Origin of the sequence: Vibrio sp. EJY3 (genome assembly GCF_000241385.1) — a bacterium.
GTDB classification, from domain to species: domain Bacteria; phylum Pseudomonadota; class Gammaproteobacteria; order Enterobacterales; family Vibrionaceae; genus Vibrio; species Vibrio natriegens.
In genome coordinates, this window is the sequence record NC_016614.1 from 1,170,348 (window position 1) to 1,184,411 (window position 14,064).

The 14,064-nt window shown below is 40.8% G+C and carries 14 protein-coding genes; 8 read left to right on the forward strand and 6 right to left on the reverse strand.

Annotated features, from left to right (window positions below; genetic code table 11):
• Positions 1-681, forward strand: coding sequence for a two-component system response regulator NarL (narL, locus tag VEJY3_RS21125; protein WP_006071645.1), 681 nt, complete (start codon positions 1-3; stop codon positions 679-681).
• Positions 682-737: 56 nt separating this feature from the next.
• Here narL and VEJY3_RS21130 read toward each other — a convergent pair whose 3' ends face one another.
• The gene (locus VEJY3_RS21130) at positions 738-1,385 is read right to left on the reverse strand and encodes a hemerythrin domain-containing protein (RefSeq protein WP_014234462.1); all 648 of its coding nucleotides are present in this window, start codon (positions 1,383-1,385) and stop codon (positions 738-740) included.
• A 299-nt stretch (positions 1,386-1,684) separates the two neighbouring features.
• On the opposite strand from VEJY3_RS21130, the gene VEJY3_RS21135 reads away from it, so the two are divergent.
• A complete protein-coding gene (locus VEJY3_RS21135) occupies positions 1,685-2,755 on the forward strand; it encodes an HPP family protein (protein ID WP_041170416.1) in 1,071 nt (356 codons plus the stop codon).
• Positions 2,756-2,814: 59 nt separating this feature from the next.
• Here the strand turns inward: VEJY3_RS21135 and VEJY3_RS21140 are convergent, their stop codons facing one another.
• Genes VEJY3_RS21140 through norV form a run of 3 tightly spaced genes read right to left on the reverse strand, consistent with a single transcriptional unit; the run spans position 2,815 to position 5,839 of the window.
• The gene (locus VEJY3_RS21140) at positions 2,815-3,159 is read right to left on the reverse strand and encodes a DUF1971 domain-containing protein (RefSeq protein ID WP_014234464.1); all 345 of its coding nucleotides are present in this window, start codon (positions 3,157-3,159) and stop codon (positions 2,815-2,817) included.
• 40 nt (positions 3,160-3,199) lie between these two features.
• The gene (gene norW / locus VEJY3_RS21145; RefSeq protein WP_014234465.1) at positions 3,200-4,348 is read right to left on the reverse strand and encodes an NADH:flavorubredoxin reductase NorW; all 1,149 of its coding nucleotides are present in this window, start codon (positions 4,346-4,348) and stop codon (positions 3,200-3,202) included.
• Positions 4,349-4,357: 9 nt separating this feature from the next.
• Positions 4,358-5,839, reverse strand: a complete 1,482-nt coding sequence (gene norV, locus VEJY3_RS21150; protein WP_014234466.1) for an anaerobic nitric oxide reductase flavorubredoxin — start codon at positions 5,837-5,839, stop codon at positions 4,358-4,360.
• 196 nt (positions 5,840-6,035) lie between these two features.
• On the opposite strand from norV, the gene norR reads away from it, so the two are divergent.
• The gene (norR, locus tag VEJY3_RS21155; RefSeq protein WP_014234467.1) at positions 6,036-7,568 is read left to right on the forward strand and encodes a nitric oxide reductase transcriptional regulator NorR; all 1,533 of its coding nucleotides are present in this window, start codon (positions 6,036-6,038) and stop codon (positions 7,566-7,568) included.
• 200 nt (positions 7,569-7,768) lie between these two features.
• Positions 7,769-8,188, forward strand: coding sequence for a GFA family protein (locus tag VEJY3_RS21160; RefSeq protein WP_014234468.1), 420 nt, complete (start codon positions 7,769-7,771; stop codon positions 8,186-8,188).
• A gap of 166 nt (positions 8,189-8,354) precedes the next feature.
• On the opposite strand, the gene VEJY3_RS21165 is transcribed toward VEJY3_RS21160, so the two are convergent.
• Entirely contained in the window at positions 8,355-8,609 is a 255-nt protein-coding gene (locus VEJY3_RS21165) for a helix-turn-helix domain-containing protein (protein WP_041170417.1), read from the reverse strand.
• 427 nt (positions 8,610-9,036) lie between these two features.
• Between VEJY3_RS21165 and VEJY3_RS21170 the strand changes: the two genes are divergently transcribed.
• Entirely contained in the window at positions 9,037-9,369 is a 333-nt protein-coding gene (locus VEJY3_RS21170) for a YnfA family protein (protein ID WP_014234470.1), read from the forward strand.
• A 159-nt stretch (positions 9,370-9,528) separates the two neighbouring features.
• On the opposite strand, the gene VEJY3_RS21175 is transcribed toward VEJY3_RS21170, so the two are convergent.
• Positions 9,529-11,052 carry an ISNCY family transposase gene (locus VEJY3_RS21175; protein WP_081469390.1) on the reverse strand — a complete coding sequence of 508 codons (1,524 nt, stop codon included), beginning with the start codon at positions 11,050-11,052 and terminating at the stop codon, positions 9,529-9,531.
• A 910-nt stretch (positions 11,053-11,962) separates the two neighbouring features.
• Between VEJY3_RS21175 and VEJY3_RS21180 the strand changes: the two genes are divergently transcribed.
• From VEJY3_RS21180 to VEJY3_RS21190, 3 genes are all read left to right on the forward strand, one after another.
• Positions 11,963-12,412: a hypothetical protein gene (locus VEJY3_RS21180; protein ID WP_014234472.1), complete on the forward strand. Its 450-nt coding sequence runs from the start codon at positions 11,963-11,965 to the stop codon at positions 12,410-12,412.
• A 138-nt stretch (positions 12,413-12,550) separates the two neighbouring features.
• Complete coding sequence (locus VEJY3_RS21185; RefSeq protein ID WP_014234473.1) at positions 12,551-13,135, forward strand: hypothetical protein; 585 nt, start codon at positions 12,551-12,553, stop codon at positions 13,133-13,135.
• Between the two features lie 46 nt (positions 13,136-13,181).
• Positions 13,182-13,724, forward strand: coding sequence for a VRR-NUC domain-containing protein (locus VEJY3_RS21190; protein WP_014234474.1), 543 nt, complete (start codon positions 13,182-13,184; stop codon positions 13,722-13,724).
• Positions 13,725-14,064 lie beyond the last annotated feature (340 nt).

The window sequence follows — 14,064 nt, forward strand, 5'->3', positions numbered from 1 at the left end:
ATGATTAAAGAACATACATTTACCAATGCTGAAGCATCCACAATACTTTTAATCGACGATCACCCAATGTTGAGAAATGGTATTAAGCAATTACTCAATACCAGAAAACATCTAACCGTCGTTGCAGAAGCAAGTAATGGGCTTCAAGGGGTGGATTATGCTATTGACTACGAACCAGACTTAATCCTATTAGATATCAATATGCCAGAGTTAGATGGATTGAAAACGTTAAAATTACTACGAGATAAACACATCTCAAGCAAAATTATTATTTTTACCGTTTCAAATTACGATGAAGACGTGTCTAAGGCGATTAAATTAGGTGCAGACGGATATCTTTTAAAAGATATGGAACCAGAAGAATTACTAGCCTCTATTGAAAATGCATGTTTAGGAAAAACAGTCATTAGCCCTGAATTAACATCAATTTTAGTAGGAAATCTAAGAGAAAAGAAACAGGAAAAACTAACCAATGTATCTATTGATGTTCTTAGCACTCGGGAACAGGAGATTCTGAAAAACATTGCTATTGGTTTATCAAACAAAATGATTGCTAATAAACTTTTCATCTCCGAAAGCACAGTAAAAGTTCATGTAAAAAGCATCTTGAAAAAACTACAATTACGCTCTCGAGTTGAAGCAGCAGTTTGGGTACATCAAGAAAAAATCAGGTTCGAATAATTAGATATTTCTGCCTAAACACATCGATTAAGCAGAAATTCATTCTTCACTGTACATTAATTTTTAAATAAAATATTGTTCTCTAAAGCAATGTGCGTGAGGATGTCACTTTCAAATTGCTCTAATAATAAATATAAATTTTGCCATGACTGACATGCATCTTCATGTACTTCCAAGTAGTTCACCAAAGTCATTAAATCACTCAATGCCTGGATATGGTCATCATGGTCTTTCTCCATGACGAAAATAGGACCATCAGGATAGATCCCTTGACTGATCATTGGAAACAAGATTTGTTCTTCTTTCTCCATATGACTGCATAGATCGTTCTCAATCCCTTCTAAGCATTCACTCAAACCAAGAGGGCATTTAGGGTGGTCATAGTGTACAGTTTCAACACGTTTCGCTAACTCTATCGCCCGATTCAACTGATCTCTGTGTTTTATGTGAAAGTTAGCAATGATATATTTTATCAACTCTTGATGAGGTATATCACAAAATTTCAGAAACTCTTTGTTATCCCGACTCAGTTCGTTTAATTCATCAATCATATTAGAATATTTGGAAATATCATCGATAACTAAAAATTCATTTAATGTTTTCCTTAAGTTTATATATACATTAATGTTGTACGATTTTAATACATTTATTGAACCTGGAACGTTTTTTATAATATCACATAGGGAAGTATTATTTATGTTCATATCAATTATCCTCTTTCATACCACTTTTATTCTACTCTAGAACTATCTAACCTATTAGTCTTAATATATGATTTAATTAAATTTACCTCTAAATGATTACGACAATAATGAAAAATAACATTTCATATTTATACACGGCATACGATAATGGTATTTATAAATCAAGCCTATTTATATAAAGATTAGACAACTCATGTTCGTTTTAATTATATCCATAAAAATTTAAACGCTTTATCAACATTTAATGATCGCATAAAATTCCGTTTTTCACTTTTACTTTTACTTTTACTTTGATTCCTATGTCTCATTTTGACCGCTTATTCAATCTTTCATTCATTGCAATACCTGTATTCCTTACATCAGCTATCATTGCGGTACTTGCAAACTACGGGCATACCATTTCTACAACCCCTTTATTGATTGCATCAATAGGGGCTTCCATCACGATCATTTTTGTGATCCCTAGCAGTCCAATGGGAAAAACATGGCCTTTGGTCGGTGGACATGTAACGGCGGCGTTGGTCGGTATCGGTTTATCGACGGCATTCGATGATCTCATAGTTTTGATAACACTGACAATAACTTGCACTATCATCATTATGATTGTCCTAAAATGTGTCCATCCACCTGGCGTAGCAACTGCGCTTGTCCCTGTGTTGAGTCACACATCGCAGCCAGATATTTACTTCATACTCGATCCTGTCTTACTTAATGTTCTTCCCCTAGCCTTGTCTGGCATTGTGTATCGTAGATGGAATGCCATAAGGTCTTCGAAAACAACTCAAAAACCATCAATTAATTCAAAGTCTGCACATGAAAAGTCATCACTTTACTTTGATGAATTACATAGTGTTCTGGAAACGAGAAATGAATGGTTAGATATTGATGAACAAACGCTCGATGAAATTTTCAAACAAACTCACCTGCTTGCTTTGGAGCACAAAAGTCAAAAACTGACCTGCAAACATGTAATGACAGAAAACATTCTGGCACTCACAGAAAGTGATTCTGTCTATGAGGGTCTCAATACACTTCAAAAAAATAAATTTAGTGCCATCCCTGTTATAAACTCCGATAAAGAAATTGTAGGTATTTTTTCATTAGTCGATTTTTTACTTTATGTCGAAAAAAGAAAAATAAATTCATTCGTAGGTTTATACCTCTTGGCAAAGAAAAAGACCTCGAACACTATTGGCCAATATATGAAAAGAAATCCGATTTCTATGCATGAAGAGCAACATGTAGCTCGTCTTATCCCTTACTTAACGTCAGGATTTCACCATATACCTATAGTTAATTCTAAATCTCAACTCGTTGGGATGGTTAGTCAATCTGACCTGATTGAATTTTTATACAATCTCAAAAAGTAATACCTGAACAAAAACATCCTACCTTTGACAGATCAATGTCAAAGGTAGGAGTAACGAACCTATGAGTCTTGTTTTGTATTGTACATTTGTTGTTTTATATTATTTGGCAACGACCAGAAATTAATATTGAATTGGGCATCATCACTCAACTCAATACGATGCCAATATTGCGGTGGACTTGTCGCAAATTGACCCGCATTAATCACAACAACCACTTCAGGTTCTGTGGCATTCGCATCGGCAAAGCCATAGTAAGTCACTTGCCCCTCCATCACACACAATTGACCGAACACACCTTCCGCTGTGTTATGGTGAGATAGTAACGCTTGCGGCACGTTATCATTTGTGAAGAATGGTGTTGAGCGTTGAATCGTCCAATCTTTTGGAATACGTAGGTGCGACATAATACCCTCTTTGTTTAACTTTTATTGAAATTCGATGTTTCTATTGACCAGATGATTTTGACAATTCGCGAAGCAGTGGGAATGCCTGCGTAACTTGTTCGCTTGTAACGACAAAACCAACGAGATGGCCGTTATCATCTTTCGCTTTCGCCACAATACCAGGGGCAGAGATACTCACCTCCCAATTCTCAACACCGTTTACGGTCCCCGCGAGTTGGATTGGGTAACTAGGTGTTTTGACCTTAACCATCATGGGAGGTAACACCAGCTCGGCGTCTTGCCCCAATAGTTGTTTGCCTAGAACGTTGGCGCTTAACACAATGGGTTGTAGGTATGGCATCATTCGCTCTTGGATTTCTGCGCAATCTCCCAACGCAAAAACATTGCGAGTTGAAGTCTGCAAACGACTATCGACGACAATCCCTTTGTTAACTCTAATAGCCGCTTCTTTAGCCAATTGTGTATTGGCACATAAGCCAGCCGCTGAAATCACGATATCGGTTTCAACTATACGCTCAGAGCTTAATGTTGCCGTTGATCCACTTTCTGAACGGTCTACTGCTACTACGCTAGTTTCTAACGCCAGTTGAACGCCTTGCTGCTTAAGCTGTCTCTCTATTGGCAAAGCGATGAACTCAGGAATTAAGTTTGCCAATAAGTGAGTATTTGGCTCGATAACGGTTACGTTTTTACCACTGGTGGCAAGATCCATAGCAATTTCAACACCAATTAGCCCGCCACCGATTATCAAAACCCGTTTTGCTCGGCTAATATGTGTCTCAGCCGCCTGATACTCTTGTAGCGAGTTCAACGTCAATACGTCTCTTACTCCATCACCATTCATTCGTGGTACGAATGCTTTTGCTCCCGTAGCAAACACCAGCTTTCCATAGGGGTAGACTTGCCCATTTGCTGTCAGCTGCTGCGTGTAAACATCCACCTTTTCAACCTTGGTGTTTGCAAACAACTCGATGTTATGTTCTTTAGCAAACACGTCGCCAGATTTGACAACTAAATCCGAGGCGGTTTGTTTTCTACTAAAGACATGACTCAAATCTGGTTTGTTGTATTCGGCACCATCTTCAGCAGTAAAGACCTGAATTGGAATATGTGCGTCCATACGACGCACTGTTTTAATTAACTGGTAAGCAGCAAAGCCACTACCAATAATTACTATAGGTGTCTGCATACTGCCTCCTTACGCTTTATATTCAACAAAGACATCTTTGCCTAAGTGACATTCTGGACATAAGAAATAATCGGGTATGTCAGACCATACTGTTCCAGGCTCAATGCCTTGGTTTGGCTCACCTTTTGAAGGATCATATACCCAGTTACACACAGTACATATCATGCACTGACACCCTTCAGGGTGTGGCTGCTCCTGTTGGACACCAAGCTGAACTTCTTCGACTTTTCGCGGATTCACTTGTGGTGTTTGTTCTAAAGCTTGCGAACGGAGTTCAGTAGGTCTTAATAGTAAGTTGTTGGCCCATAATTTAGCAATAGCCTGACCATGTTCACGACATTCGCGCATCGCTTTTCCGTCTGGTCGCCATTTGGTTTTCAAGCTGATTGCAGTTTCGAATCCTGCATCGGTTAACCGCGCATGTATACGATCAACCGCGCCACCATTCCAACCGTAACTACCAAAGGCGGCCGCTTTTTTCGCTTTAAAACGAAGACCTGTAATTTCCTCTAGCATTCCTGCAATTTTTGGCATCATGACGTTGTTCATGGTTGAGGACCCGACCAAAATCCCTTTGGAGCGGAATACGTTGGCGAGAATTTCATTCTTATCATGCTTAGAGACGTTGAAAACCTTAACGGCAACGCCAGGATCAACATCATGAATGCCCTGTGCAATCGCATCCGCCATCATTCGAGTATTATTTGACATCGAGTCGTAGAAAATCGTAATGCGATCTTCTTGATAATTGTCCGCCCACTCTAAATATTGCTCAATAATTTGAGCAGGATTATCTCTCCACACAATACCATGTGATGTAGCAATCATATCGACAGGCAGATTAAAACTTAGTACCTCTTTAATCTTTGCCGTTACTAGGCTGCTGAATGGCGTTAAGATATTGGAATAGTAACGTAAGCATTGCTCCATCAACTCATTTTGATCGACTTCATCATTGAATAATCGTTCATCGCAATAATGTTGGCCGAATGCATCATTACTAAATAACACCGCATCACCCGTCAGATAAGTCATCATACTGTCAGGCCAGTGAAGCATTGGCGCTTCAACAAAAACGAGCTGTTTTCCGTTACCAATATCAATGCTGTCACCTGTTTTTACCGTTTTGAATTTCCACTCAGGATGATGGTGATGTCCAACAATTGAATCTATCGCGGCTTCGGTACAATATATGGGTGTGTTAGGAATTTTCTCCATTAATACGGATAAAGCACCTGAGTGATCTTCTTCCGCATGGTTCACAACGATAAAATCAATGGACTTAAGATCAATTTCCATCTCAAGGTTTTGAAGAAACTGATGGCTGAATCGATGATCAACGGTATCAATCAATACCGTTTTTTCTTCTCGAATGAGGTAACTGTTGTAGCTGGTACCTTTAGTCATTTTGTATTCTGTACCATGAAAATCTTGCACTTCCCAATCGCGTTGACCTACCCAGTGAATATTGTTTTTAACATGAATTGTCATTGTCACTACCTTAACGTGGATTTAAATTAATTTATCTCTGATACATTAGATAATGCACAAGGCATGCCAAAAACACATATTGTTATTTATCAATAGCTTACCGCAAGTTCGTCACACAAACGATGTCCTAATGACATTGTTGACAACTGTCATTAAGACATTACAATTGTCATATTGACAATTGTAGGTATTCAATATGACTACATTAATCGCCCAATGGCTTCACATTACACAAGATCTGAATTCAGCTCTTACTCGACAGGCTCGCTTTGACACCTTGCTCACCACAATACGAGAAGTCTTAAAGTGCGATTCTTCTGCTCTGCTTCTTTATGAAGATCAACACTTTAAACCGCTAGCCATCAACGGTTTAGCAAAAGAAGTATTGGGCCGCCGCTTCTCTATCAATGAACATCCAAGATTAGAAGCGATTGCCCGCGCGGGTGATATTGTGCGTTTTCCATCGGATAGTAACTTACCCGACCCCTACGACGGCTTGATCCCTAATCATGATGACAAATTACACATCCACTCATGCATCGGGTTACCCTTGTTAATAGACGATCATCTCATCGGCGCTATCACCATTGATGCGTTTGATCCCTTCCAGTTTGATTCACTTCTAAATCATGAGCTACGTTTTATCAGTGCGTTGGCCGCTGGCGGACTTCATACCGCATTGCTTTTAGAAAAATTGGAAACACAGACCAGCTTGCCAAGAGAATCGTTTACTGAAAAACGTGCATTGAATGACGACATTATTGGAGAATCGGCAGAAATGAAGTCGTTGCAACAACAAATTAATGCGGTCGCCAATACTGAACTGTCCGTATTGGTCATGGGCGAAACTGGGGTTGGAAAAGAGCTGGTTGCCAACGCCATTCATCATCGTTCTAATCGCGCAGATAAAACATTGGTCTACCTAAATTGTGCAGCGCTACCTGAATCTGTAGCAGAAAGTGAATTGTTTGGGCATATAAAAGGAGCGTTCACTGGCGCGATCAGCAATCGCAAAGGTAAATTCGAGCAGGCTGACGGTGGTACTTTATTTCTAGACGAGGTTGGTGAGTTATCACTTGAATTACAAGCAAAGCTGTTGCGAGCTTTGCAGTACGGGGATATTCAGCGCGTCGGGGATGATCGGCACATTCGTGTCAATACTCGTATTGTGGCAGCCACCAACCGAGTTTTACATGAAGAAGTGACAGCAGGACGATTTAGAGCCGATTTATATCATCGTTTAAGCGTCTTCCCGATTCGTGTTCCTCCATTACGTGAACGTGAGGAGGACGTAATATTATTAGCAGGTTTCTTCGCAGAACAGCTACGAAGCAAATTGGGACTAAGTAGCATTCGCTTTTCATCAGATCTTATTCAAGCATTAAAACAATACTCGTGGCCAGGGAACGTACGAGAGCTGGAGCATATGATCAAACGTGCAGGTGTATTGTCCAAAGCTCGCACGCACTCAGCGGACATCGAATTGTTAGTGTCAGACTTTGATATCTATACATCACCGTCTGCAACTTCAGATGGAAGGAACACACCAGATATTTCGTCGATTAATCAACCAAATGTGGGACTTAAAGAAGCAACGGATAGGTATCAGAAAAAAGTCATTGAGCAAACGCTCAACCTTAACCAGGGAAACTGGGCAGCAACGGCTCGCCAATTAGAGCTTGATAGTGGGAACCTACATCGTTTAGCTAAACGTTTAGGAATCAAGTAATGACTGAGAGGCTCTCAATCATAATCATGATGGATACTAATAATAAATTATGTTCAGATCCTGTATACCCAACTAATCTACAATTAGCCCTAACAAAATAAGGGCATAAATGCCCTTATAATTAGCAAATTAAAGTGTATGCATCCTGGATTGTAAGTACTGATTTGGTAGAGATTCAGACAAATTAATGGAGCTAAAGTATGGCTAATAAACATCTAGGTTCATGTCTTTGTGGCAGAGTGAGATATGAGCTTTCAGGAGATTTCCAGTCTTTCTTTTTGTGTCACTGTACTCGTTGCCAAAAAGATACTGGCTCTGATCATGCTGCTAACCTATTTGCTAAAGCGAGCAAATTAACATGGTTGCAAGGTGAAAGCGACGTTAAAACCTACCAACATCCAACCTCAATGCATGTAAAAAGCTTTTGTAAAAAATGTGGGTCTGCACTTCCCACGATAGCTGAAAGTATTAACAGTGTAGTAGTTCCTGCGGGTAGCCTAGATAGTCCTATTTCTATTAAGCCTACCGCTAACATCTTTGTAAGTAATGGTGCAAGCTGGTCTAGAAATTTAGATAGTGTGCCTAACTATGAAGAACTGCCGACGCATGTTAAGAGCTAAACAAATACAAATACAAATACAAATACAAATATTTAAAGCGTAATCACACTTGGTACTTTATCACTAAAAAATGTCCAGATTTGAGCTACGACATAGGGTGTCCCCCCGCTCGGGAGCAGAGGCGATTTAGGTTCCTTAACTTGGCTTTTAAATCTGTTGGTGAGAATCAAAACTCGTGATTTGATATCCGTTTGATTTTTGAGCTGAAACTACCTCTGTTAATACCAAGCATTTTTGCAGCCTTTGTTTGATTACCTCGGGTGTGGATTATCAACTCAGTAAATAGTGTTTCTAACACGATAGGGGTAACCCAAGACATATCAGGTGTTGCCGACAGACTATCAGACCATGTCGGATCTAATTCTAAGCGAAGTAGTTTCTTCAAATGATTTTTGTCGATTGGGGATAAATGGTTATTCATTGGTGCTCTGTTAAAAATGGCGGATGTTAGTGGGTTAGTCAAACGGTGCACTATATCGTTGCAGGTCTAGTGTGTCGAGTCTTAGTAACCTACCCAGATGTTCTCACAACCCAATATTCTCTGGCTCTCTTAGGTTTGGGACAAAAGAGCCATAGAACTTCCACTCCAAAACATGTGTGCCCCATTCCTTCTTTACGGCAAAGAGCACTACTGTCTACTGCACTATGCGTAGCCCTAATAAAACTTATCTCTGATGAACGGTGGAACAGTGCTGGAGCAAAATATTGCCATTAAGAAATTTATCAGTTTTTCTTATGTCTCGATTTATAAATTGAGCCAATAACCAAAAGACAGCATCATTGAGAGTTGAACGTTACAATCGGCAATTCAGTGCAAAGTCTATCAGAAATAATATGAGGAAAATGAGTTGATAGAAGCAAAAACTATCGGGTTATTCTTTATTACAGCAATAGCAGAAATATTGGGGTGTTATCTACCTTATCTCTGGTTGAAAGACGGGAAATCTGTCTGGCTTTTACTACCAGCGGCTCTATCCCTAGCACTATTTGCTTGGTTACTATCTCTTCACCCAACAGCGGCTGGGAGGGTTTATGCTGCTTATGGTGGGGTTTATATTTTTGTAGCAATCCTATGGCTGTGGATAGTTGATGGTATTCGACCAACTTTATGGGACATAGTCGGTGTAACGGTAGCGTTGATCGGCATGGCTATCATCATGTTCGCACCAAGGCACGTATAACAACGTTGATTTGTCCAATCATTGAAACTTTTTAAACGTCTGGGTGTATGAACACACGGGGTATGAGCACGGGGTATGAGCAAGCTGTGATTACCAAGGGAGCCTGACGGGATAAATCCCAAGCGACTTTGTCGTTCACCTTTAAGTCTAGCCCACAGGCTAGACTTCTTTATTTAATGCCGCTGAGCGTTGTATTCTCAGCGCTCTGGTATTTAGTGCCTCGCGCTTCCAGATATTTCGTATCGTGCAACTGCTGACGGTGATGTTGTACTCCTTCTTTAGTATGGTTCTCAACTGTACTGAGGTTTGATACGGATTGTTTAAGGTCAGCTCGATAATTTTGTGTTCGGTTTCTTCAGGTATGCTGTTTTTGCTGCGGTGCAGCGGTTTGTTAATGCGCTTAAGGCCAAGGATGCCTTCCTCGGCTAATACCTTTTGATAGTTGTAGATACTTCGGCGCGAGCAACCAGTGAGCCGAGCGGCTTCCGTCGCATTACCCAGACGGTCGGCAAGCTCGATGACATCCAACTTGCGCTGGACTTCCATCCCATACTCACTCGCTCTTGGTGGCTCTTCTAACTCGGTAATATGCAGTTTTCGGTGACCAAAATAGACTGAGAATGCACCATCGAACTGACAGCGTATTTCCAGTTTCTGATTGACGATGGAGTGCCTTATGGGTGAGTCGATGAGATACATTTTATTGTTATAACTGAAGGTATGATCTCGGCGAACCTTGCGATATTCCTTGTGAACACAGACCGTATCAAGGTTGATGTGTTCAGGGACAACCTTGAACGCCGACCTCGGGTTCTTCGCCTGCACCGCGATTTTCTGTTGCCAGTACAGTGGAATGAATTGGTTTTGAAGATACTCGTTGGCGCTTTGAATATCGGTAATATGATGCAGCCGAAGCTCTGGAACCAGCCTGTCTTGGAACGTATCGAATGCCCGTTCGACACGTCCTTTGCCTTGGGGCGAATTCGCAAAGATGATTTCGATCCCTAGCTCTTCACAAGCGCGTTGCATCTGAGAGAAGTTACTGCGTTTTGGACCACCGAATATACCCGCTCTATCGACGTAGAGCGTCTTAAACAGACCTCGCTTTTCGATATACGCCTTCATGACTTTCATACAGCCTTCCGTGGTTTCGGAAGGGAAGAACTCGGCATGGATATCACTGGTCGCATCGTCGATGATGGCAATCAAGCATGAGCGATGCTCACCAAACCATTGATGCGGACTGCCGTCCATTTGCAGCATCAGTCCAGGCTGCTCCATTCGTTCCCTGTACTTTCTTACTCGGCTACGACGACGCTTGGCTCGCTTCACATGGTGGATAGCGTGCGCCCACTTTCGCAAAGTTTCCCGCTTGATGGTCAAGCCTTCGTTGACCGTGAGCAACTCGGCCAGATGCTGCAAATTGAAATCGAAGTACTTAGTTTGGATCAGTTGCTGAACCTGTCTTTTCAGTGAATCAGGGGTTTTATTGACAGGCTCACGTCCTTTATTGCCATGAACAACAAAGCGTATGCCTTCACGCCGATAGCGGTGGAGATAACGCTCTATGGTACGACGGGATTTATTGAGGAGTTTGGCAGCACTGTGAATGCTGATCTTACCTTGAGTGACTTTAGCGATCACATCAACAGTAAGCTGGGAGCGAGAGTCCATGATGATCATCCTTACTAACCCCTGAATGGTGATTTGACCTATTCAAAGGGTTAGGTATAGAAATGGATCCGTCATTTTCCCTTGGTAATTAGTTCACCGACAAAATCGGTTGGTAGTTAAGGTACGACAGAATCGCTTGGTGATCACACGGGGTATGAGCAAGCACTACCTCAGTTTTGCCCCAAAGCAATTCAGAGCAAAAGCTCCTGCTTATTTAGATCCTTGTAATTTCCCCTATCAAAAGTTATCCGAAGGAGTTTGGAGAGCAGCCTTTTTCTAAAATTATAGAGCATCATGCAATCTGATCTCTGTTAACTTTCATTAACCTATTGATTACACGTTGATGTGGTATTAAAAAGGTTGCATGATAAGAATATGAAAGGCGGCTAAAAGCCGTATAGAAAGCATTATGCTTAATCTCGTAAAATCAGTGGTTTAGTGCTTTTCTTTGTTCCCCGAGCTGATTAGTTTCGAGTTGGTCGGCAAGTTAGCTTTATTGGGCGCTGTTTTTCGGACACTTATTCTTTGGTGCTGAAAATTCAGGGAGTTGCCTCAGTCAATTTTCGGGTAAGCGCGAGGTTAGGGAAGTTGACTCAATCGAAACTTTGAACTTGGGTTCTTGAGTTTTTAGCAGACAAATTTCAAAGTCTGATTTTCAAAAATTATGAGTCATTTCAGTTTTTTAGCTCTTGCCTTTTGTTAGCTAATCCTAGCTGAGTTAATCTTGGTTTTGGCAAAAATGCGGGCGTTGAAGCTTAAGCATAACAAAGCGTTTAAGTGGGATTTGGCACGCGTGGCATTTTCAGTTTGCGTTGAGTTCGGTGGTTACGGCACTGTGCGGTAGCGTTTGTGTTGCGTGCCAGCCCCCCTTAACGCGGCGCTATATTTATAATCAACTACATCATAAGGAATTGAATTGATGAAGAAAGGTTTCATGGTCTTGGGTTGCCTTGTGGCTTTAAGTGGTTGTGCCTCTCCTGGCCCGATGCAGACGGCTCAGGGGCCGATAAATACACCTGCATTCGATCCAATAGTACTTGATACCATTAAAGATGGCTCAGAAAGTGTGTTGTTTAAAGAATATACAACGCTATATGAAGGTGAAGATCTACAGTCATGGGGAGTGTTTTTTATTACGGAGCACGGAGCTTATATGGGTGTTTGGGATTTGTCAGGGTATAGATATAATTTGTCTTATAAATTACCAATCGAAAAGCTAACTAATATCACCGAAAAGACTGTAGAGCGTGATATGTGGGTTGATTCTGATCTGTTGGTTTTAACGGATACTACTGGAAAGAAAGTGGGCTTTGCTTTAAATCGTAAAAATGCTGCTAGAGCTATCCTGCAAGAGCTCACCAGTCAATAAATATAACAAACGCTTTAAGACGGATTTGCAACGCGTGGCATTTTTACCGTGCGTTGATTTTAGTGATTAAGGAGGTGTGCGGAAACATCGCATTGCGTTGCTCACCACTTAAGCGGGCATTAGAATTTTTAGGAAAATATGAAGAATATTGAAATTAAAGATATCTTGAGGTTCTCTGACTCTTTGAAGGGTGAAGACCCCGAGCACACATATCACCGTTCTTATCGCCATTTTGTAAAGTATTTCAGTGACAAGGATACTCTTACAGAGCAAGACTTGGTTATTGGTGCAAATTTCACTTATGGGTGGATGCCAACAATCATGAACTTCAAGTCGAATAATTTTGAAGAGTCGCTGAATATACTAAACAAGGCAAAGTTGCCTGAACGAATTTCAAGTGATGAAATCGTTGCTTTAAAGTCATTGGTAAACAACTCTCTTGTTGGCGTTTCAAAACTTCTACATTTCGTAAACCCAAGTGTTTATGCGATTTGGGATAGCAGGGTGTGCTATTTCCTGCTTGGTAAGTCTCACAAGTACATTATTGAAAAAGTAGATTTGTACTGGGAATACTTAGACTTATGTGGACGAGTAGCATCAGAATCAGAATTTAAGGAAATACACACTGCTTTCGAAGCTTCGGTCAATTACGAAGTTGCAGAGTTTAGAGTCGTTGAGCAACTGATGTTTGTTAATAGCAGTACAACGATAGCAAAATTCTAACAATCTATTTAAGTGGGCATTAGTAGCTAAAGGAACGAGGCTTTATATGAAGTTAAAGATCGAAGAGATAGTAATCAGGTATCCAAAAGATTTGTTAGATAGCTGGAAGCAAGGCGACAAAAGTTGGATTCCAGAGCAACTATATGTACCTAACGATGTTCATAACCAGCAAAGTTACCATTTTGGAGAGTATTTTACTTTGGCGCACTATTCCAAATTAGGGTGGCAAGGCACAGCTTTTTACGCTTTGGGGGATTGGGAGCCAAACAATCCTAAATATACTCTCGGTAGAGATTTGGTTGCTAAACATCTCGATCCGAAGAAGTTAGCAGTGCTCAAAGCGATAAGAGGCTCTAAAACATCGGGTGAGCCTGATTTGTTTCTATATCGCGAAGATGGCAGCATATTGTTCCTTGAGGTGAAGAAAGAGTCAGACCGAATATCTGTCGAACAACTGTTATGTTTGGCCCAAATTAAATCTATCTTTGGTTGTGAGGTCGGTGTGGTTTATCTTGCTGAGACAAATCAGAACTACACACCGAAAACTTATGAACTTGATGTAATTGAGTTTCCTAAGGGGTGGCTGTAGTTGCGCTATATACAAACTGTTTAAGAGTGATTCGCAATGCGTGGCATTTTTACTATGCGTTGCGTTTGGTGTTTAAGGTGGTATTCGGAAGCTTCGATATAGCGTTGTTCACACCTTGACAGGGAGTTACTTTCCCATATGTCAGCTAATCCGTTATATCCTAATTTAGTAATATAACTGACAAAGTTCTGTCCAGAGGTGTGCCAGAGCCGATCACTGCAAACGAGCTTTTGCCTCATTAAGCTTCAGCGAACATATGCTCCATTACTTCACAATGTTCTTTGACTGAATTTTCCTGATAGATTTATTATGAAGTAACACATCGATTAATTCAGTGACT

Bases quoted from the DNA above. Each gene is read 5' to 3' on its own strand.
- narL (WP_006071645.1), top strand. From the start codon at position 1: ATGATTAAAGAACATACATTTACCAATGCTGAAGCATCCACAATACTT.
- VEJY3_RS21130 (WP_014234462.1), bottom strand. From the start codon at position 1,385: ATGAACATAAATAATACTTCCCTATGTGATATTATAAAAAACGTTCCA.
- VEJY3_RS21135 (WP_041170416.1), top strand. From the start codon at position 1,685: ATGTCTCATTTTGACCGCTTATTCAATCTTTCATTCATTGCAATACCT.
- VEJY3_RS21140 (WP_014234464.1), bottom strand. From the start codon at position 3,159: ATGTCGCACCTACGTATTCCAAAAGATTGGACGATTCAACGCTCAACA.
- norW (WP_014234465.1), bottom strand. From the start codon at position 4,348: ATGCAGACACCTATAGTAATTATTGGTAGTGGCTTTGCTGCTTACCAG.
- norV (WP_014234466.1), bottom strand. From the start codon at position 5,839: ATGACAATTCATGTTAAAAACAATATTCACTGGGTAGGTCAACGCGAT.
- norR (WP_014234467.1), top strand. From the start codon at position 6,036: ATGACTACATTAATCGCCCAATGGCTTCACATTACACAAGATCTGAAT.
- VEJY3_RS21160 (WP_014234468.1), top strand. From the start codon at position 7,769: ATGGCTAATAAACATCTAGGTTCATGTCTTTGTGGCAGAGTGAGATAT.
- VEJY3_RS21165 (WP_041170417.1), bottom strand. From the start codon at position 8,609: ATGAATAACCATTTATCCCCAATCGACAAAAATCATTTGAAGAAACTA.
- VEJY3_RS21175 (WP_081469390.1), bottom strand. From the start codon at position 11,052: ATGATCATCATGGACTCTCGCTCCCAGCTTACTGTTGATGTGATCGCT.
- VEJY3_RS21180 (WP_014234472.1), top strand. From the start codon at position 11,963: ATGAAGAAAGGTTTCATGGTCTTGGGTTGCCTTGTGGCTTTAAGTGGT.
- VEJY3_RS21185 (WP_014234473.1), top strand. From the start codon at position 12,551: ATGAAGAATATTGAAATTAAAGATATCTTGAGGTTCTCTGACTCTTTG.
- VEJY3_RS21190 (WP_014234474.1), top strand. From the start codon at position 13,182: ATGAAGTTAAAGATCGAAGAGATAGTAATCAGGTATCCAAAAGATTTG.